21 protein-coding genes are annotated in these 17,857 nt (G+C 70.7%); 16 read left to right on the top strand and 5 right to left on the bottom strand.

The genetic code is table 11. From position 1 onward, the window contains the following. Nucleotides 1-4 precede the first annotated feature (4 nt). From kdpB to ABE488_RS03290, 5 genes are all read left to right on the top strand, one after another. Nucleotides 5-2,074, top strand: coding sequence for a potassium-transporting ATPase subunit KdpB (gene kdpB / locus ABE488_RS03310; protein ID WP_346447163.1), 2,070 nt, complete (start codon nt 5-7; stop codon nt 2,072-2,074). Between the two features lie 10 nt (nt 2,075-2,084). Beyond that, nucleotides 2,085-2,690, top strand: a complete 606-nt coding sequence (gene kdpC / locus ABE488_RS03305) for a potassium-transporting ATPase subunit KdpC (RefSeq protein WP_346447162.1) — start codon at nt 2,085-2,087, stop codon at nt 2,688-2,690. Nucleotides 2,691-2,694: 4 nt separating this feature from the next. Further along, on the top strand, nt 2,695-5,376 hold the full coding sequence (locus ABE488_RS03300) for a sensor histidine kinase KdpD (protein WP_346447161.1): 2,682 nt from the start codon (nt 2,695-2,697) through the stop codon (nt 5,374-5,376). Next, nucleotides 5,360-6,115 carry a response regulator transcription factor gene (locus ABE488_RS03295; protein ID WP_346447160.1) on the top strand — a complete coding sequence of 252 codons (756 nt, stop codon included), beginning with the start codon at nt 5,360-5,362 and terminating at the stop codon, nt 6,113-6,115. The genes ABE488_RS03300 and ABE488_RS03295 overlap by 17 nt, the downstream gene beginning before the upstream one ends. A gap of 123 nt (nt 6,116-6,238) precedes the next feature. Continuing rightward, nucleotides 6,239-7,219 (top strand): NAD(P)H-quinone oxidoreductase, encoded by a 981-nt coding sequence (locus ABE488_RS03290; RefSeq protein WP_346447159.1) that lies wholly within the window; start codon nt 6,239-6,241, stop codon nt 7,217-7,219. A 44-nt stretch (nt 7,220-7,263) separates the two neighbouring features. Here ABE488_RS03290 and ABE488_RS03285 read toward each other — a convergent pair whose 3' ends face one another. Next, the gene (locus ABE488_RS03285; RefSeq protein WP_346447158.1) at nt 7,264-7,827 is read right to left on the bottom strand and encodes a winged helix-turn-helix domain-containing protein; all 564 of its coding nucleotides are present in this window, start codon (nt 7,825-7,827) and stop codon (nt 7,264-7,266) included. Between the two features lie 295 nt (nt 7,828-8,122). On the opposite strand from ABE488_RS03285, the gene ABE488_RS03280 reads away from it, so the two are divergent. The 10 genes from ABE488_RS03280 (at nt 8,123) to ABE488_RS03235 (ending at nt 13,196) form a co-directional block, all read left to right on the top strand. Next, nucleotides 8,123-8,797, top strand: coding sequence for a response regulator transcription factor (locus tag ABE488_RS03280; RefSeq protein ID WP_346444274.1), 675 nt, complete (start codon nt 8,123-8,125; stop codon nt 8,795-8,797). A gap of 323 nt (nt 8,798-9,120) precedes the next feature. After that, nucleotides 9,121-9,669 carry a glycosyl hydrolase 108 family protein gene (locus ABE488_RS03275; RefSeq protein ID WP_346447157.1) on the top strand — a complete coding sequence of 183 codons (549 nt, stop codon included), beginning with the start codon at nt 9,121-9,123 and terminating at the stop codon, nt 9,667-9,669. Nucleotides 9,670-9,705: 36 nt separating this feature from the next. Continuing rightward, nucleotides 9,706-10,257, top strand: coding sequence for a DUF2589 domain-containing protein (locus ABE488_RS03270; protein WP_346447156.1), 552 nt, complete (start codon nt 9,706-9,708; stop codon nt 10,255-10,257). 21 nt (nt 10,258-10,278) lie between these two features. Then, nucleotides 10,279-10,908, top strand: coding sequence for a DUF2589 domain-containing protein (locus tag ABE488_RS03265; protein ID WP_346444278.1), 630 nt, complete (start codon nt 10,279-10,281; stop codon nt 10,906-10,908). Nucleotides 10,909-11,027: 119 nt separating this feature from the next. Beyond that, the gene (locus tag ABE488_RS03260) at nt 11,028-11,288 is read left to right on the top strand and encodes a hypothetical protein (RefSeq protein WP_346447155.1); all 261 of its coding nucleotides are present in this window, start codon (nt 11,028-11,030) and stop codon (nt 11,286-11,288) included. After that, complete coding sequence (locus ABE488_RS03255) at nt 11,289-11,675, top strand: hypothetical protein (RefSeq protein WP_346447154.1); 387 nt, start codon at nt 11,289-11,291, stop codon at nt 11,673-11,675. It begins immediately after the preceding gene. Further along, nucleotides 11,672-11,836, top strand: coding sequence for a hypothetical protein (locus ABE488_RS03250; protein WP_346447153.1), 165 nt, complete (start codon nt 11,672-11,674; stop codon nt 11,834-11,836). The genes ABE488_RS03255 and ABE488_RS03250 overlap by 4 nt, the downstream gene beginning before the upstream one ends. A gap of 40 nt (nt 11,837-11,876) precedes the next feature. Further along, entirely contained in the window at nt 11,877-12,545 is a 669-nt protein-coding gene (locus ABE488_RS03245; protein ID WP_346447152.1) for a hypothetical protein, read from the top strand. A gap of 10 nt (nt 12,546-12,555) precedes the next feature. Continuing rightward, nucleotides 12,556-12,888 carry a hypothetical protein gene (locus ABE488_RS03240; RefSeq protein WP_346444284.1) on the top strand — a complete coding sequence of 111 codons (333 nt, stop codon included), beginning with the start codon at nt 12,556-12,558 and terminating at the stop codon, nt 12,886-12,888. After that, nucleotides 12,885-13,196 carry a hypothetical protein gene (locus ABE488_RS03235; RefSeq protein WP_346447151.1) on the top strand — a complete coding sequence of 104 codons (312 nt, stop codon included), beginning with the start codon at nt 12,885-12,887 and terminating at the stop codon, nt 13,194-13,196. The genes ABE488_RS03240 and ABE488_RS03235 overlap by 4 nt, the downstream gene beginning before the upstream one ends. Before the next feature lie 218 nt (nt 13,197-13,414). On the opposite strand, the gene ABE488_RS03230 is transcribed toward ABE488_RS03235, so the two are convergent. The 3 genes from ABE488_RS03230 to ABE488_RS03220 are packed head-to-tail and all read right to left on the bottom strand — an operon-like array spanning nt 13,415 to nt 15,705. Beyond that, a complete protein-coding gene (locus ABE488_RS03230; RefSeq protein WP_346447150.1) occupies nt 13,415-13,894 on the bottom strand; it encodes a GNAT family N-acetyltransferase in 480 nt (159 codons plus the stop codon). Nucleotides 13,895-13,934: 40 nt separating this feature from the next. Further along, on the bottom strand, nt 13,935-14,504 hold the full coding sequence (locus tag ABE488_RS03225) for a hypothetical protein (RefSeq protein ID WP_346447149.1): 570 nt from the start codon (nt 14,502-14,504) through the stop codon (nt 13,935-13,937). 55 nt (nt 14,505-14,559) lie between these two features. Then, the gene (locus ABE488_RS03220; protein ID WP_346447148.1) at nt 14,560-15,705 is read right to left on the bottom strand and encodes an alpha/beta hydrolase; all 1,146 of its coding nucleotides are present in this window, start codon (nt 15,703-15,705) and stop codon (nt 14,560-14,562) included. Between the two features lie 236 nt (nt 15,706-15,941). Between ABE488_RS03220 and ABE488_RS03215 the strand changes: the two genes are divergently transcribed. After that, the gene (locus ABE488_RS03215; protein WP_346444289.1) at nt 15,942-17,168 is read left to right on the top strand and encodes an MFS transporter; all 1,227 of its coding nucleotides are present in this window, start codon (nt 15,942-15,944) and stop codon (nt 17,166-17,168) included. A 25-nt stretch (nt 17,169-17,193) separates the two neighbouring features. Here the strand turns inward: ABE488_RS03215 and ABE488_RS03210 are convergent, their stop codons facing one another. Next, the gene (locus ABE488_RS03210) at nt 17,194-17,805 is read right to left on the bottom strand and encodes a DUF2585 family protein (protein WP_346447147.1); all 612 of its coding nucleotides are present in this window, start codon (nt 17,803-17,805) and stop codon (nt 17,194-17,196) included. Between the last annotated feature and the right edge of the window lie 52 nt (nt 17,806-17,857).

Raw genomic sequence — 17,857 nt, 5'->3', positions numbered from 1 at the left:
TGCGATGACTTCCGTTTCCCAAGACGCCGCGCCCGTGCGCGGGACCAATCCCGGTCTGTTCGATACCGGCATCCTGCGCGCCGCGGCGCGCCACGCATTCGTCAAACTCGCGCCGCAGCACGCGTTGCGCAATCCGGTGATGGCCGTGGTCTGGCTCGGCACGCTGATGACCGCCGCGCTGACCGTGGCCGGCCGGGCGTCGTCGCCTGGCCTGGGTTGGGCGGTGACCGGATTGCTGGCGATCACCGTGCTGTTCGCGAACTTCGCCGAGGCGATGGCCGAAGCGCGCGGCCGTGGACAGGCCGCGTCGTTGCGGCGCGCCCGCCAGGATCTGGTCGCACGTCGGGTGGCCTCGGCGCAGGCCACCGAGACGCCGGAACATGTGGCCGCATCCGCGCTTCGGCCCGGCGATCTGGTGATCGTGTCGGAAGGCGAGTTGGTCCCGGCCGATGGCGAGATCGTGCTCGGCCTGGCAACGATCAACGAGGCGGCCGTCACCGGCGAGTCGGCACCCGTGCTGCGCGAGGCCGGCACCGATCGCAGCGGCGTGATCGGCGGCACCAAGGTGCTCTCCGACGAGATCGTCGTGCGGGTCACGGTCGAGGCCGGGCACAGCTTCCTGGACCGCATGATCGCGCTGGTCGAGGGGGCGAATCGACAGAAGACGCCCAACGAGGTCGCGCTCGGCCTGCTGCTGGCGACGATGACGCTGACGTTCCTGGTCGTGGTGGTGACGCTGCCGGCGATTGCCGGTTTCGTCGGCGCGACGCTCGATCCCTTGCTGTTGATCGCGCTGTTGGTGTGCCTGATCCCCACGACCATCGGCGGGCTGCTGCCGGCGATCGGCATCGCCGGCATGAACCGCGCGCTGTCGGCGAATGTGTTGGCGAAGTCCGGCAAGGCGGTCGAGGTGGCCGGTGATATCGACGTGCTGTTGCTCGACAAGACCGGCACGATCACCCACGGCGATCGGCAGGCGACCGCGCTGCATCCGCTGGCGGGAATCGATCCTGACGCGCTGCGCGAAGCGGCGCTCCTCGCCTCGCTCGCCGATCCCACCCCCGAGGGCAAGTCGATCGTGCGGCTGGCGCGGCGGCCGGGGACCTCGCTCGAGGCCCCGGCGCAGGCGCACTTTGTCGCGTTCACTGCACAGACGCGCATGAGCGGGGTGGACCTGAGCGGAGGTGATGCGCCCCGGCTGATCCGCAAGGGCGCGATGGATGCGATCGTCGCGCATGTCGCCGCGCTGGGCGGCGCGGTGCCGACGGAACTGCGTGCGCGCGTCGAGCAGGTCGCACGCGGCGGCGCCACGCCGCTGGTCGTCGCCGAAGGCCCGCACGTGCTCGGCGTGGTCGAGTTGTCGGACGTGGTCAAGACCGGCATCCGCGAGAAGTTCGCGCAGCTGCGCGGCATGGGCATCCGCACGGTGATGATCACCGGCGACAACCCGCTGACCGCCGCTGCGATCGCGGCCGAGGCCGGCGTCGACGACTACATCGCCGAGGCCCGTCCGGAGGACAAGCTCGCACGCATCCGCGCCGAGCAGGCGCAGGGCCGGCTGGTGGCGATGGTCGGCGACGGCACCAACGATGCGCCGGCGCTGGCGCAGGCGGACGTGGGCCTGGCAATGCACGCCGGCACCCAGGCGGCCAAGGAGGCCGGCAACATGGTCGATCTGGACTCCGACCCGGCCAAGCTGCTGCGCGTGGTCGAGGTCGGCAAGCAGCAGTTGATCACGCGGGGCGCGCTGACGACGTTCTCGCTCGCCAACGATGTGTCCAAGTACTTCGCGATCCTGCCGGCGCTGTTCGCCGCGTCGGTGCCCGCGCTCTCGGCGCTGGACGTGATGCGGCTGTCGAGCCCGCGCAATGCGGTGCTCGCGGCGCTGGTGTTCAACGCCGCCATCATCCCGCTGCTGATCCCCCTGGCGCTGCGCGGTGTGCGCTTCCGCGCGTCCGGCGCGACCGCGTTGCTCCGCCGGAACATGCTCGTCTACGGCCTGGGCGGCGTCCTGCTGCCGTTCGCCGCGATCAAGCTCATCGACATGGCGCTGGCCGCCGGTGTCGGCCACTAGAGGATTCGCCATGACCGACATTCCGTCTTCGCATTCCACCGGCGTGCTGCGGCCGGCCCTGGGCCTGGCCCTGATCGCGCTGTTGGTCGCCGGCCTGGGCTACGCGCTGCTCGCCACTGGACTTGGGCGCGTGCTGTTCCCGGTGCAGGCCCAGGGCAGCCTGCTCGAGCGCGACGGCCGTATTGTCGGCTCGTCGCTGGTCGGCCAGCCGTTCGCGGGGGCACGCTGGTTCGTGCCGCGTCCTTCGGCGGCCGGTTACGACCCGATGGCGATGGCCGGCAGCAACCTGGCACGAGGCAATCCGACGTTGCTGGCCGAGATCGCAGCCGCGCGTCGGGCCATTGCCGCGCGTGAGGGCGTCGCCGCCGTGGACGTGCCGGACGCGTTGATCACCCGTTCTGGCAGTGGCATCGACCCGCATATCGGGCCAGCGGCGGCGCGCCTGCAGGTCGCGCGGGTCGCGGCGGCGCGCGGCCTCGACCCGGCGTGGGTACAGGCGCTGGTCGATGCGCACACCCAGGGGCCGACGTTCGGCCTGTTGGGCGCGGCGCGGGTGAACGTGCTCGCGCTCAATCTCGCGCTGGAGGCGCACACCCAGGCCACCGGCGCACAATAGGCCGATGTCCGCCGACCGCGACGCTCGCGCCGATGCCTTGCTGGCCGATGCCGCCCGCGAGCAGGGCGGCGGCCGACTGACGGTGTTCCTGGGGGCTGCGCCCGGCGTCGGCAAGACCTGGGCGATGCTGGCGCGGGCGCGCGAACTGCGCGCCCAGGGGCATGCTGTCCTGGTGGGGTTCGTGGAGACCCACGGCCGGGCCGAGACCGCGGCGTTGCTCGACGGCCTGGACGTGCTGCCGCGCCGGCGCGTGGCGTATCGGGATCGCTGGCTCGACGCCTTCGATGTCGATGCCGCGCTCGCGCGGCGGCCGTCGCTGGTGCTGGTCGACGAACTCGCGCACCGCAACGCGCCGGGGAGTCGGCACGAGCGGCGCTGGCAGGATGTGGTCGAGTTGCTCGATGCCGGCATCGATGTCTATACGACAGTCAATGTCCAGCACCTGGAGAGCCTCAACGACGTCGTGTACGCGATTACCGGCGTGCGCGTGACCGAAACCGTGCCCGACAGCGTGTTCGACCGCTTGCGCGACATCCGCCTGGTGGACCTGCCGCCGCGCGAGCTGATCGAGCGGCTGGAAGCGGGCAAGGTCTACCTGCCCGAACAGGCGACCCAGGCGCTGCAGGGCTTCTTCACCCCGTCCAATCTCGCCGCGCTGCGCGAACTGGCGATGCAGGTCGCAGCCGATCGCGTCGATGCGGACCTGCGCGAATCGCAGGCGGCCAGCGGGCATCCAGCGCACCCGCTGCGAAGGCGGGTTCTGGTCGCGATCGACGGGTTGGGGAGCTCGGAGTACCTGGTGCGCGCGGGGCGGCGCATCGCCGAGCGGCGCGACGCGCCGTGGACGGTGATCACCGTCCAGTCCGGGGCGCCGCCCGATGCCACGCGCCAGCTCGAGCTCGACCGCGCGTTTGCGCTGGCCCGCAGCCTGGGCGCTGGGACCGATGTCGTGCACGGCGACGACGTCGCCGATGCATTACTCGACCAGGCCGAGGGCGTCGGCGCGTCGTCGATTGTGCTCGGTCGAACGCGCGAGCGGCCCGTGGCGCGGGCGTTCAACCGCACGCTTACCCAGCGCCTGCTGCAGCGTGGGGCGCGCTACGAGCTGGTGATCGTCGGCACGCCGGACGCCCGGGCACGAGCGCGCCGGGTCCGCCGCGGCGATCGCACCGCGCGAGGCCGGGGCGTCGCGTGGGCGGGCGGCGTCACCTTCGGCGCGGTGGCGGTGGGATGGGGAGCCCAGCGCTGGCTGGGCCTGGAAGACCTGTCGATGGTGTTCATGCTCGCGGTCGTGCTGGTGGCTGCACGCACGCGCATGTCGACCGCGGTGGTGACCGCCGTGCTGAGCTTTGCCAGCTACAACTTCTTCTTCATCGAGCCGCGCTTCACCTTCGCCATCGCCGCCCATCGCAGCGTGGTCACCGTGGCGCTGTTCCTGATCGCGGCGCTGGTGGCCGGGCGGCTGGCCTCCCGCCTGCGGCAACAGGTGCTGGCGCTGCAGGCTGCCAATGCGCATGCGACCGGCCTGCAGACGCTGGGGCGCGAGCTTGCCGGCGCGGCCGACCTTGGCCAGGTCCTGGCCGCCGGACGCGACGCGCTGGTGCGCGGATTGCGTGCGGAGGCGTGGCTGCAACTGGACGAGCGTTCGACCACCCCGGGCCTGCCCAAGGGGCTCGATCAGGCGGCGGTGGACTGGGTGCGTCGCCACGGCGAGCCGGCGGGCCGCGACACCGACACGTTGTCGGCATTGCGTTGGTGGCTGCTGCCGGTCCGCGACGGCGACACGGTCCACGGCGTCGCCGCATTGCGTTTCGATGCGCAGGCTCCGCGGCCCGGGCTGGAGCAGCGCCGGCTCGCCCAGGCGATGCTCGACGATATCGCCCAGGCCGTCTCGCGGGTGCGCCTGGTTGGCGAGCTCGAGCGGGCGCGGGTCGACGGCGAGACCGAGCGCTTGCGCGCCGCGCTGCTGTCCTCGGTGTCGCACGACCTGCGCTCGCCCCTGGCCTCGATGATCGGCTCGGCCGGCAGTCTGGCCAGCTATGGCGATGCGATGGATGTGGGGGATCGGCGCGCGCTGCTGGAGACCATCGTGCTCGAGGGCGAGCGCCTGGACCGTTACATCCAGAACCTGCTCGACATGACCCGGCTGGGCCACGATGGCTTGTCGCTCAACCGCGACTGGATCGGTGCCGACGAGCTGGTCGGTTCGGCGGTCGCGCGGCTGCGCCGCTATCGTCCCGACGTCCGTGTCGTGCTCGACCTCGCGCCCGGCTTGCCGCCGCTGTGGGTGCATCCGGCCCTGCTCGAACAAGCATTGTTCAACGTGTTGGAGAACGCGGCCGGCTTTTCGCCCCCTGGCGAGGCGATCGCGGCGGTCGTGCGCCTGCTGCCCAGTGCGGCGCCGGACGCGCAGGACGTGCTGCGCATCGATGTCGCCGACCGCGGCCCCGGCATTCCCGACGAGGAGCGCGCGCGCATCTTCGACATGTTCTACAGCGTCGAGCGAGGCGATCGCGGCTGCAAGGGCACCGGTCTTGGGCTGACGATCTGCCAGGGCATGGTGGGCGCGCACGGCGGTACGGTCTCGGCGTTGCGCGGGCCCGACGGCACCGGCACGCTGATCCGCATCGAGCTGCCCTTGCAGCGCCCGCCAGACACGGAGCCCGACCATGCCGGCGAAGCCTGAGTCTTCTGCGCCGATGCCGGCGCGCATCCTGGTCGTCGACGACGAGCCGCAGATTCGGCGGTTCCTGGACATCAGCCTGCGTGCGCAGGGGTACCGCGTCACGCTGGCCGAAGACGGCGGACAGGCGCTGACGCGGCTGGCCGAAAGCGGCGCCGACCTGGTGGTGCTCGACATCGGGCTGCCCGACATGGAGGGGCACGCGGTGCTGCGCGAGATCCGCGGCTGGTCGCAGGTACCGGTCGTGATGCTGTCGGTGCGCAACGACGAGGGTGGCAAGGTCGCCGCGCTCGATGCGGGCGCGAACGACTATGTGACCAAACCGTTCGGCACCGCCGAACTGATGGCACGGATCCGCATGCTGCTGCGCCAACAGGCGCATGGCCCGGACGAAGCGCCGGTGTTCGACGACGGGCATCTGCATATCGACCTGGCGCGCCGCGAGGTGCGCCTGGACGGCGTGCCGCTGCCGCTGTCGCGCAAGGAATACGCCTTGCTGTCGCTGTTGCTGCGCAATGCCGGCCGCGTGCTGACCCAGCCGCAACTGCTGCGCGAGATCTGGGGGCCCAGCCACACCGAGGATGCGCATTACGTGCGCATCCTGGTGGGCAAGCTACGCGCCAGGCTTGGCGACGATGCGGCGGCGCCGCGCTACATCGCGACCGAGCCGGGTGTGGGGTTGCGCTTCATTGCGGTGGACGACGCGGGCGCTCCGAACACCGGCGAGCGCCGCGGGGTATAGCGCCCTCGACGGGCTGGCCGGCTGCGCCGGACCGCCATGCGCAGGGCCCGCAGGCTGCACCTGCTCGTCAGGCGGGGGCCGGTATCCTCCAGGGCTTCGCGACAGCCCGACCCGAGGACCGCCATGCTGGAATCGACCATGACCGCCATCGCCATCCGCGATGGCAAGGGTGACGCGGATGCGCTGCATCCGGTCGAGCTGCCCATGCCGGTACCGGGCGAGGGGCAGGTGCTGATCCGGGTGCGTGCGGCGGGCGTCAACCGACCGGACCTCGTCCAGCGCATCGGCAGTTACCCGCCGCCGCCCGGTGCGCCGGAGACGCTCGGCCTGGAGGTGGCGGGCGAGATCGTGCACGGCGCAGGGCGATGGCGGCCGGGCGACCGGGTCTGCGCGCTACTGGGCGGCGGCGGCTATGCGACACACGCAGTGGCCGATGCCCGGCACGTGTTGCCGATGCCCGATGGGCTGGATTGGATTCACGCCGCCGCGCTGCCCGAGACGGTGTTCACGGTCTACGCCAACGTGTTCGAGCATGGCGCCTTGCGGGCGGGCGAATGGCTGCTGGTGCACGGCGCGACCTCGGGCATTGGTGTGGCGGCGATCCAGATGGCGCGCGCGGCCGGCGCGCATGTGCTTGCGTGCAGCCGGGGTGCGGACAAGGCCGCGCATGCGCGCGCCCTGGGCGCCGACGTGTCGGTCGATACGCGGACCGAGGATTTCGCCGAGCTCGCGCGTGCGCACGGCGGCATCGACGTGGCGCTGGACATGGTCGGCGCACCGACGTTCGAAGCGACGCTGCGTGCGCTCAACCGCGGCGGCCGCATTGTCTACATCGCCGCGCTGGGCGGCGCGGTGCTGGACGTGCCGGTCATGCGGTTGATGCAGAAGCAGGCGGTCCTCACCGGCTCGACGCTGCGTCCTCGCAGTGCAGACGAGAAGGCGCGCCTGGCCGAGGCGGTCGAGCGGGTGGTGTGGCCGTGGATCGCCGAAGGGCGCGTGCGCGCCGTCGTCGACCGCACCTTCCCGCTGGGCGACGCCGCGGCCGCGCACGCCTACCTCGAGGCCGGCGCGCATTTCGGCAAGGTGGTGCTCGAGGTCGCGTAGGCGCGCACAGGAAGCCGCACGTCGTTCGCTGCGCCGCCGTGGACTCAGCTGGCCGGGGGCCAGTGCTGCGCGGATGCGCGGCACCGGCGTAGCAATGCCGCGCACAGCGTGCGCAATCGACGGTTGTCGTGGGCCAGGCGCGCGAAGACGAAGGCATCGACGGCGGCGTCCGGTGTCCGCGGCGCAGGGTCGAGGATATCGTCCAGTGCACGGGTGCCCGCGACCAGTGCGGCGGCATCCGCATCCGCGCTGGCGATCCCGGCGTGTGCGATGACCGGCGCCACTGGGACCAGCAGTCGGTAGCCGCGCCGGTGCAATGTGTCGATGTAGCGCGGGGCCTGGGCGCTGTCGCCCAGTGCGGCGCGCAGCAGCGCCACGTGCTTGTGCACCGCGTTGTCGCCCAGGTCCTGTCCGGGCCAACAGGCATCGAGTAACGCGTCGGCGCTGCGGACCGCGCCGTTGCTCGCAGCCAGCGCGCACAGCAATGTCATCGTTCTGGGTTCCAGGCGGCGGTGATGGCCTGCGCGCAGCAGGCGGCCCTCTGCGGGAACGACGATCCAGTCGCCCATCCGGAATCGGCCCAAGATCGCCGGGGTCTTGTTCGCCATTCGCCCTCCTGTGGCGCCGGCACAGATGCCGGTGTCTTCGCGTGTCCGTGTTGGAACGCGCGCGCCTGCGATCGGCGCGAGTCGCGCATCGATGGCTGTCGCGTCGAGCCGCCCGCCCGGAAGCTTTCCGGAAGGACTTAGGTCGGCGCACTGGCGATGCTCGGTCCGGAGGCGGCGCTCGCCGCGTCATCGACGCTAGGGAGGGAGCGATGATCCGGCGACGGCATGGGAACGAGGTGACCGCGCAACAGCGCGAGGCGTTGGGATCGGGCCAGGGGATGCGCGGAGGTGCACGATGACGCTGCGCATCCTGCTGGCCGACGGCCAGACGATGGTGCGCGACGGTGTGCGCGCATTGCTCGCCGGCGACCCACAGCTCGAGATCGCAGGGGTGGCCGGCGACGGCCTGGAGATGCTGCGGCTCGCGCGGCGCCTGGCGTTCGACATCGCGGTGGTCGAGCCTGCGATGTCGGGCATGAATGGCATCGAGGCGACCCGCCGCCTGCTGGCGAGAACGCCGCAGGCGCGCGTGCTGTGCCTGGCGCACGCGGGCAGCCATAGCGCGGTCAAGGAGGCCTTCGATGCCGGTGTGCGCGGCTATGTGCTCAAGCGCGATCCGGTCGAGGTCCTGCTCGCCGCACTGCGCGGCGTGGCTGGTGGCCGCATGGTGCTCAGTCCGGGATTGGAGGCGGTATTCATCGATGCCTACCGCAACCGCGATGCCGCGTTGGGGCCGTCGCCGTTGACCGGACGCGAGCGCGAGGTCACCCAACTCTATGCCGAAGGCTGGTCGACGCGGCAGATCGCCGCGCGGCTGCACATCAGCGAAAAGACCGTGGCAACGCATCGCGAGCATGTGTTCGCCAAGCTCGGCGTCGTGGGCATCGCGGGCCTGACCCGCTATGCGCTGCGCGAAGGGATCAGTCGCCTGGAGGAGGCCGGCGCCGATGGTGCGCACGGCGCCCGCTGACGGCACGCGCGTTGTGCGCGTGCGCGCTGGCGGGCAGGGAAGCGGCAGAAGGTGTGTCGCCATGCGGGTGCCGGGTTCGGACGCGCGCAACGGCGCGTGCACGGCACTGTTGTCGCCGGTCGCACCGTTGACCATCGGTGCGATGCCGATCCTTGGCGGCGCCAGGTCCGATGCCGCGGGCGCGAACGCCGAACGCTCGCGCGCGCAGGTGATGCAAGGTCGGCATGCGCGCGTCGCGGTCTCGGCATCCTGCCGATGGGCCCCGGGCAGGGCGTCGGCGAGGCTGCATCCACCGCACAGCGCAGCTGCGCAACGAGGATGTCATGGCCGACTTTGAACGCTTCTTCCCCCATCTGCTGCGCTTGGAGGGCGGTTACGTCAACGACCCGGCCGACCCGGGCGGCGCGACCAACAAGGGGATCACCTTCGCGACCTTTCGCCGGCATGCGCAGGCCCTGCTGGGCGTGGCGCCCAGTCTGGACGCGTTGCGTGCGCTGACCGATGCGCAGGCTGCAGTGCTCTATCGCCGACTGTACTGGGACACGGTGCATGGCGACGCGATCGCGCTGCAGCCGCTGGCCGAGATCGTGTTCGACTTCCACGTCAACGCCGGCGCCAACGCGATCAAGCTGCTGCAACGCGTGCTCAACGATCTGGGGGCGCAGCCGCGGCTGCAGGTGGACGGGGCGTTCGGCCGCGGCACGCTTGCCGCGCTCCAGGCGGCGGACCCGGTCGCGGTGTATCTCGCCTATCGCAAGGGGCGCATCGACTACTACCGCACGCTGGTCGCGCGACGGCCCTCGCTGCAGCGCTTCCTGCGCGGCTGGCTGGCGCGGGTCGAGTCCTTTCCCGCCGATCCGGCGGCCGGTTGAACGCACACCCGGCGCCCGCCGACGAGGACTCCGAACATGACGACACAGACGACGCTCAACAGCCTGATCGAAGCGCTCGCAGGCGCGGTGATCGAGGCGCAGGACCGGATCGAGCAGCACCAGACCGCGCACCTGGGCGAGTTCTTCGACGAGGACAACCGGCCCAAGAGCGTGGTGATCCGGCTGCCGTCGATGCATCCCGACGCGCAGCCCGGCGACGAGGACCTCTACCGGGCACCGCTGCTGCCGCTGGTCTCCACCAACGTGCTGCGCATCAAGGACGTCGAGATCACCTTCGACGCCGACCTGGGCGGATTGACCGCGCGCGAAGAGCAGACGCCTGCCCGCGACGATCCGCCCGAGCGCGCCTGGACGCGCCGCGGCAGCGGGCCCCGGCCCTGTATCAACGTCGACACCGGCGCGGCGGTCGCTGGTGGACAAGGATCCGTCCACGTGGTGCTGCGCGTGGAGGGCTCCGAGCCGACGGACGGCGCCGCCAGACTCATCAACCATCTCGCGCAGACCCAAGGCGTCTTTCGCACGGTCGGCCAGAGCTGGCCGCCCGAGGACGGCGACCTTCCGGTCTAGCGGACTTCAAGGAGCACTGACATGGCAAACGAACTCGTCAACATTTCCGATCAGTTCCAAGGGTTGCCGATGGGCGATCTCATCGGCGGACCGCTGAACGCGGCCTGCGACGCGCAGGTACGGCTCGCACAGGCCACCGCCGACTTCATCAAGGTCATCGGCTTTCTGCCGCCCGCCGATCCGGCGAACGACCCCCATGGCGTCGGCGACACGCGCACCGCCACGTTCCGCTTCAAGCGGCCGGTGGACAGCATCGACCCGGCCAACCCCGGCATCCACGAAGAGGAAGTGGAACTGGAGGTGCCGCTGCTGGCGATCGTCAAGGTGCCCAACCTGTCGATCAACACGGTGGACGTCACCTTCGACATGGAGGTGAAGTCCTCGTTCTCCAGCAAGGAGAGCACCGACGCCTCGGCGACCCTGGACGCAACGATGCAGGTCGGCTGGGGGGTGTTCAGCGCCAAGGTCCGCATCCAGGGCTCGGTCGCTACCCACAAGGAGAACACCCGGTCGTCGGACAACTCGGCCAAGTACCACGTCAACGTGCATGCCGAGGACAACGGCCTGCCCGAGGGACTGGCGCGTGTGCTCGACATCCTGCAGACGGCCTGTGCACCGAGGAGGATCAGCGCGCCGGTGCCGGTGACCTGATCGCATCGCGCCCGCGCCGCGTGCGCGGGCGCGCTTTCGCAGTGATCTGCATGGAAGGCGCGACGCCGACGGCGATGCGCTCCGGTGTTTGGCGACCGAACACGAATCGAGAGCACGCAATGTTCGACCTGAGCGAGGTGAAGTTCGTCAAGCGCATCGTCGTGGGGACCGACAACCCCACGCGCCTGCGCACCGACGAGGAAGTCGAGACGGCGCGTGCGCTGCTCAACCGCTGCCTGACCGATGCGCCGCGCGGCAGCATCATCGGGCTCGAGAAGAGCTTCACCATCCTCCAGGTCGGTGAACACCAAGTGGTGCTGCAGTGGCTCTGCTATCACGTGGGTTTTCCGCGCAGGCCTGCCTGGATGGAGGGCACCTGAGTGAAGACGCAGCGCTATCCGCTCGACATGCTGGTCGAGGCCTTCCGTGGCGCCGTGCTCGATGGGCGCGTGCGCATGGAGGCAGTCTTCCAGCGTTGTCGGCACGACGCGCTGCTGCGGCTCGCGCATGGCGGCGCTGCGCTCGAACGCCTGCGACCCTGGCGCCGGCATCGTCTCGGTCATGCCGAACTGCATTTCGCCTGCACTGTGCGGCGCGATCCCGATGGCGCCGTGCGCGCGCTGCGGTTGCTGGGCCGCAGGCGCAAGCGGGCGGCGATCCACCAGGTCCGGATCGAGTTGCACGGCGAGGGGTGCGACGACGTGCGGATCTACTTCGATGGCGACCCGCTACCGATGGGTCGCCCGGTCGACGAGACCGGGGCATGAAGCGCGTCATCGAGTTCGAGTTGACGCCCGAGGCGGCGCAGTCCATCGCCCGGCGGTTGCCGCCGATGGCGCGCCGCGGGCGCGCGACCGCCTGGATCGCGGCGATCGCGGCGGCACTGGCCGCGACCGCGGCCACGGCGACGTGGTGGGCGTGGGGGTGATCGGCTGCATTCCGCGGCCGACGAACAGGGAGACAGGACGATGAGCAAGTCGGGGATCCGATGGGCGGCGGTGCTCGCCGCGATGCTGCCCGCATTCGCGGGCCAGGCAGTCGAGCCCAGTGTCTGGCTGGGCAGCGACTGGAACGGGGCGATGCCGCACGCGATTCGGTTGAGACTGGATGCCGGTGGCGGCGATCTCCGTTTGGGGGCGCCACTCGCATGCACCGTGCCGCTCAAGCGCGATGCGGACGTCTACGTGGTGGGCCTGTCCGTGGCCGGCGGTGCGGCCTGCGATCGCCTGCTGGGCCGCAGGCTGACCGTGACCCGGGACGGCGGCGAGATGCGCCTGGGCGGCGTGTCCGCGGCGTCGCTGACCTTGTACCCGGCGGGCGATGCGACGACCGCGGCCGGTGCGCAGACGCTCATGCTCAGGGAGGCACGTGGGGGCGCGGTCGAGTTGGCGCTCGACGCCGCTGTGCTGGGCCAGCGGTCCGGCAAGTGGTACCAGTATGGGGCGGGGGGCTGCCAGGTCATCCTGGAGCTGGCAGCGCTCAAGCCCGGACAGCAGTGGCACGTGTTCACTGCCAATTCGAATGGCGGGCGGTGCGACCGGCTGGTGGGCGGGACGATCATGCTCGCGCCTACGTCTGGCGGCTTGCCCGTCGTGCGCGACGGCAACGGCGGTGCCGTCGTCCTGGTGCCGAAGTGAGGGCGGGGCTATGAACAGCATGCTGGTCCAGCTCTGGATCGTGCTCGCTGGCGTCAGCGGTGCGCTGCTGCCGCTGATCCTGGACGACACGCCGTCGCGGCATCGCGCGATGGTGCGGGTGACTTGCGGGGCACTGGTGGCGGTATTCGTCGGACCTGCGCTCAACGAGCGCTTCTTCGCCGGTGCCGGGGCGCATCTGCAGGCGGGTATTGCGTTTCTGGTCGGCTGTTTCGGCCTGCAGGCGACCGCCATCCTGCAGCGGCTGCTGCACCGCCGGGGCGATCGCATGGCCGAACGCCTGGTCGAGCGGGTCGTGGGCAGGGATCGGGAGGACGCGCCATGAATCCTGCGTACCTGGTCGTCACGTCGCTGCTGGCGGCCGCGGCGCTGTGGATGATGACCGCGACCGTGTACGGACGCGGGATCAAGCTCTGCTGCGCGCTGGTCGCCGCCGGTGCCATCGTCGACGTGGTCGGGCTGGTCGAAGCGATGCTGACAGCCAGCGGCTACGCGGCGATCTGGCCGGGCGAACTTGTGCTCAACGCCGGCATGGCGCTGCTGATGATCGAGTGGACGCGTATCGACCGTCGACCGTCCCACGACCCGGCAGCGCATGGGCCGGGGGCGGGTGCGGACGGCCCATCGCCGTGATGGTGCGTCCAGCGCGGTCGATCTGGCGGCGTCCGCTGGCGGCCTGGGACAGGATCCGGGCACCGAAGGCCGGGACGGCGACGTGCTGCAGGCCGGCTATACCGGCAAGCCCACGCCGACATCGGGCGAGTACGCCGACACCGGCCTGGCCGGCAGGTCGATGGCTTCGCATGTCGCGAGGGGGCGATCGGGATCGCCGCCCGGTCCCGAGGGCTGCGTCAGGCGCGCCGCTTCTGCAGCCGGATGTCGCCGCCGCCCACGTCGCGCTCGTCGCCCCATCCCAGGCGCCGGTAGAACCCTGCCGCGCGCGATTCGCGCGCCGTCTCGAGCCAGGCGACGGGATGGCGGGCGAACAGCGCCTGCTCGGCGCGCGCGACGAGCGCCCGGCCGATGCCGCGGCCTTCGTGGCTCGGCAGCACGAAGGCGGCGAAAAGCGACCCCGCCTGCTCGTCGATCATCGCGAACGCCACGATCGTCGACGCTTCGCATGCCACCCACGCGCACGGCGCCTGCGCGAGCATCTGGGCGACCGAGGCATGGGTGATGCCCAGCTCGGCCAGTTCCTCGAGCGTCAGCGCGTTCTCGCGCACCGACGTGCGCACCGCGAAGATGCCGTCGATGTCTTCGATCTGGGCGGCGCGCAGTAGCAAGGGCATGGCCTGGGGCATGTCCGCAATGATAGCGCCCTGCGGTCCCACCCTGCAGCCTGCGGCGGCGTCGCGGCCGGCGCGCGGACCGCTACGGCGCCGTCGCGGTGTCCAGGCGCTGGCGGATCTCGCCGAACTGCACGTCGCCCGAAGCGCTGCGGTAGCAGGGTGTATTGAAGAAACCGACGATGTACGACTGCGGCCCCTTGTCGAAGCCCGAATCCAGCGAATAGGCATCGCCGGTCTCGCTGTCGGTGGCCGCGACGTTGACGCCGCCGTTGGGCAACTGCCGGTATCGCGTGACAGGCCAGCCGGCCGCGTTCCAGCGAGCGTGCACGTCGTCGAGGATGCGACCGGCATCTTGCGCATGGGCCACGCCCTGCAGCCCCACCCAGATGTAGTAGAGGTCGTTGCGCTGTTCGCCTTCCGTGCCTTCGCAGCGGTTGACCCGTACCGAGAACTTCTCCCGGCCGATCGGCAGGGTCTCCAGGAATGCTTCGACCCGAGGCACGAACTCGCGTGCCGCCTGCAGGCTGTCCTTGGTCTCCATGGTGTCCATCTGTACTCCGTCGAATGCGGCCTGACAAGCCGTGCCGGCGGACACGGCGAGCAGTACGCTGGCGATGGCGCCAGCATGCAGGTGCGCGCGCAGTGGGGTCACGCCTGGGTCGTTGCTGGCCTTTGCAACGTGCCGGCGCAAGATCGGGCGCGAGGCGTCAACGGGGCGCCACCGTGGAGACCATGCCGGGGTTTCCGGTCATGATGTACGCCTGGTTGCGTAGCGATTCGCCGCCTGGATTCCAGTACTGCGAATGCCCCGAGGCGTCGCCGGTGTCGATCCGCTGGCCACCGTAGCCCGCGTTCACGGGATTGGGCCCATGGATCCAGCGGGGGGTGAACCTGATCTCGTCGTTGTTGGCCATGCCCGACCAGAAGTGCGCGTCGTCGACGTGCAAGTCCTCGACGCTCCCCACGCCGAGTCCGGGGCTGCCCATGACGACGACATCGTCGACCGCCAGGCCGCCGGTTCCCAGCGCATCGGCGTCGCCGATCACGGTCGAGCCGTAGGAGTGGCCGATGATGGTCACGCGCGCGCCCGGGCTCTGGCTGGACGTGCGCAGCCCTTCGGTGAAGGACCTCAAGTCCTGCGCGCCGTCCGCGGCAAAATCGTCGCGGCGCGCGCTCCAGACAGTGTCCGGCGCGTCGTAGCCGAGCCAGACGATGGTGGCGTTCTCGCCTGCGCCCGGAACCATGTCCGCTTCCGCGCGCAAGTCGTCGACACGGTCGAGCGAGCCGCCGATGTTGGAAAGATCGCTGCCCGTGCCGGGCACATAGATGCCCACGTTGTCCGCGGTGTCGGGATTGCCGAGGCTGGCGACGACCTGGGCGTCCGGCGAATTGCCGGCCCCTGGCGGCGTGTAGCCGAGCAGATAGATGTCCGCCGCATCCGGGTCGTGCCAACTGCCCTCGATCCGGTCCAGCAAGGCCTGGGCGTTCTGCCGGTCGGTGCCGTTGACCGCATCCGCCCGCAGCACGTCGAGGTTTGCCGCATGGCGGACCTCCGCCGGTAGACCATCCAGCGCACCCAAGCTGGCGGACTGGTAGGTCTGGTAGGCCTGCTGCTCCTGAGGCGCCAGGCCGTGCCACCAATCCGCGGACTGGCGCGCGTCCATGCCTGCCGGCGGCGGCGCGGGACAGTACGGCGGCAACGGGCCGCCGGATACGGCATCGAACTGGAGTGCGTGTGTCACGGCAGCCTCCTGCAGACCGCGGGTGTCGCGTTCGAGCATAGCCAGCCCGGACCCGCTCGCAAGCTGGGGGCGACCCGGGGGTCCCGGCTCGGCGGCCGAGGGCGCGATCACGTCGAATCCCGCGTCTTCGGGCGACCGGGCGCAACAACCACGCGCGTCCGGATGTTCGCTGTGGCCGGGCGGCCGGCACCACGCCCGTCGCATGACACGCCTGCCGCGATGGCCTAGGCTTCGCGCCTCCCCCCATGCAGACGAATCCGGCGCCGCCGGCGTGGCCTGTCGCAGCCGGCGCGTTCGCGTCCACCGTCAGTCCCAGCGATGCGGCGCCGGCTCGATCGATCACACGAATGTCGCAGACCCCGCCGCTGTCCGATCCCGCCGCCGTGCCCGGTCCCGCGTCCCCACCGCAGGGGTTCGCGCTCGGCGTCGTCGGCGCTGCCGCGTTCGCGCACCTGCTCAACGACCTGATCCAGGCCACGTTGCCGGCGATCTTTCCGATGCTCAAGGCCGACTTCGATCTGAGCTTCGCGCAGATCGGCGGCATCGCGCTGGTCTACCAGATCACCGCCTCACTGCTGCAGCCGTGGATCGGTCTGTACACCGACCGTCACCCCATGCCGTATCTGCTGCCGGCCGGCATGGCGGTGACGTTCGTCGGCATCGCGACCCTCGCGGCGGCGCACAGCTATCCGATGCTGTTGCTGGCGGCGGCGATCGTCGGCGTTGGCTCGGCGACGTTCCATCCCGAGGCCTCGCGCGTGGCGCGGATGGGATCGGGTGGGCGCTTCGGCACCGCGCAGTCGACATTCCAGGTCGGCGGCAACACCGGTCAGGCCATCGGGCCGCTGCTGGCGGCCGCGGTCGTGATCCCGCACGGGCAGTCGGCGGTCGCCTGGCTGATGCTGGTCGCCGCGCTGGCGGTGTTTGTGCTGCTGCGGCTCACGCGCTGGTCGGTGCAGCATGGCCAGGCGCGGCTGGCGAGTCTGGCGGGCCGCCGCGGCAGCGGATTGCCGCGCGGCAAGGTCGTCCAGGCGATCGCGGTGGTGGCGGTGCTGATGTTTGCGAAGTTCGTCTACATCGCCTCGTTCACCAACTACTTCACGTTCTACCTCATCGAGCGGTTCGGCCTGGGTGTGCAGCAGAGCCAGGTCTGCCTGTTCCTGTTCCTCGGCGCGATCGCACTGGGCACGTTTGCCGGCGGTCCGGTCGGCGACCGCATCGGGCGCAAGGCGGTGATCTGGATCTCGTTCCTGGGCGTGGCGCCGTTCGCGCTGGCGCTGCCGTATGTCGGGTTGGTGGCGACGGCCGTGTTGGCGGTGGTGATCGGCCTGGTGATGTCGTCGGCGTTCGCCGCGCTGGTGGTCTACGCGCAGGAGGCGGTCCCGGGCCGCGTGGGCATGGTGTCGGGCGTGATGTTCGGCCTGATGTTCGGGATCGGCGGGATCGGCGCGGCCGCGCTCGGCCAACTGGCCGACGCGCGCGGCATCGTCTGGGTGTACCACGTCACCGCGTTCCTGCCGCTGCTGGGGCTGGCGACGGCGCTGCTGCCGCGCACGCCCGGCGGCCGGATCTGAGCGAGCCCACCGCGCGCGGCGACGCTTACCCGCCTTGCCCGAAGAGCCCGAACACCAGACGCCCACCGGCAAGCAGGAACCCATCGTGGATGCGCAGGCTCACGACCAGTTCGAGCGCCAGTGCCAGTGCGAGGATCCACCGCAAAGGCAGACGGGCGGCGATCGCGAAGCCGAGCATCGCAAAGCCGGTGTCGGCCAGCGAGTTGAGGATGCTGTCGCCATGGTAATCCGGCGCGGCGTTGGTCGCATTGTTCAGTAGGGCGATGACGCCCGGCGTGTTCTCGACGATCTCCCAGGCGGTGCTGCTGATCAGTGCCAGCATGGCGCGGTCGATGCGCGGCCAGCGCGGGCGCAGCCAGGTGAAGACGAGGTAGAGCCCCATTCCGAAGACGACGTGGAGCAGCGAGTAGGCGTCGGCGACCTGCTGGGAGTTCTGCGCAGGATCGTCGCTGAACTGCCACAGCGAGACCACGCCGCAGGGACACACCAGGCTGCGGTCCAGCAGCGCGAGCCACAGCACGTGCAGGGCCAGGGTGGCTACGACGAGCAGGCGGTCGTGACGCAACCAGCGCAAGCGCGGGAAAGCCAGCCTGTCCTCCAGACGCCAGCCCGAGCGCCAGGATCGGGGCCGGGTCACGGGCGCCCGGGCCTTCGGGCCACGCGGCACTGACGCGGCCTTCCACGAGATC

It is taken from the genome of Luteimonas sp. TWI662 (assembly GCF_039673825.1).
Classification (GTDB): Bacteria; Pseudomonadota; Gammaproteobacteria; order Xanthomonadales; family Xanthomonadaceae; genus Luteimonas.
This window is presented reverse-complemented; position numbering and strand designations above follow the sequence as displayed.

Excerpts from the sequence above, each read along its gene's own strand:
- ABE488_RS03300 (WP_346447161.1), top strand. The coding sequence starts at position 2,695 with ATGTCCGCCGACCGCGACGCTCGCGCCGATGCCTTGCTGGCCGATGCC.
- ABE488_RS03270 (WP_346447156.1), top strand. The coding sequence starts at position 9,706 with ATGACGACACAGACGACGCTCAACAGCCTGATCGAAGCGCTCGCAGGC.
- ABE488_RS03250 (WP_346447153.1), top strand. The coding sequence starts at position 11,672 with ATGAAGCGCGTCATCGAGTTCGAGTTGACGCCCGAGGCGGCGCAGTCC.
- ABE488_RS03285 (WP_346447158.1), bottom strand. The coding sequence starts at position 7,827 with ATGGCGAACAAGACCCCGGCGATCTTGGGCCGATTCCGGATGGGCGAC.
- ABE488_RS03265 (WP_346444278.1), top strand. The coding sequence starts at position 10,279 with ATGGCAAACGAACTCGTCAACATTTCCGATCAGTTCCAAGGGTTGCCG.
- ABE488_RS03295 (WP_346447160.1), top strand. The coding sequence starts at position 5,360 with ATGCCGGCGAAGCCTGAGTCTTCTGCGCCGATGCCGGCGCGCATCCTG.
- ABE488_RS03215 (WP_346444289.1), top strand. The coding sequence starts at position 15,942 with ATGTCGCAGACCCCGCCGCTGTCCGATCCCGCCGCCGTGCCCGGTCCC.
- kdpC (WP_346447162.1), top strand. The coding sequence starts at position 2,085 with ATGACCGACATTCCGTCTTCGCATTCCACCGGCGTGCTGCGGCCGGCC.
- ABE488_RS03235 (WP_346447151.1), top strand. The coding sequence starts at position 12,885 with ATGAATCCTGCGTACCTGGTCGTCACGTCGCTGCTGGCGGCCGCGGCG.
- ABE488_RS03240 (WP_346444284.1), top strand. The coding sequence starts at position 12,556 with ATGAACAGCATGCTGGTCCAGCTCTGGATCGTGCTCGCTGGCGTCAGC.
- ABE488_RS03260 (WP_346447155.1), top strand. The coding sequence starts at position 11,028 with ATGTTCGACCTGAGCGAGGTGAAGTTCGTCAAGCGCATCGTCGTGGGG.
- kdpB (WP_346447163.1), top strand. The coding sequence starts at position 5 with ATGACTTCCGTTTCCCAAGACGCCGCGCCCGTGCGCGGGACCAATCCC.
- ABE488_RS03280 (WP_346444274.1), top strand. The coding sequence starts at position 8,123 with ATGACGCTGCGCATCCTGCTGGCCGACGGCCAGACGATGGTGCGCGAC.
- ABE488_RS03290 (WP_346447159.1), top strand. The coding sequence starts at position 6,239 with ATGCTGGAATCGACCATGACCGCCATCGCCATCCGCGATGGCAAGGGT.
- ABE488_RS03245 (WP_346447152.1), top strand. The coding sequence starts at position 11,877 with ATGAGCAAGTCGGGGATCCGATGGGCGGCGGTGCTCGCCGCGATGCTG.
- ABE488_RS03275 (WP_346447157.1), top strand. The coding sequence starts at position 9,121 with ATGGCCGACTTTGAACGCTTCTTCCCCCATCTGCTGCGCTTGGAGGGC.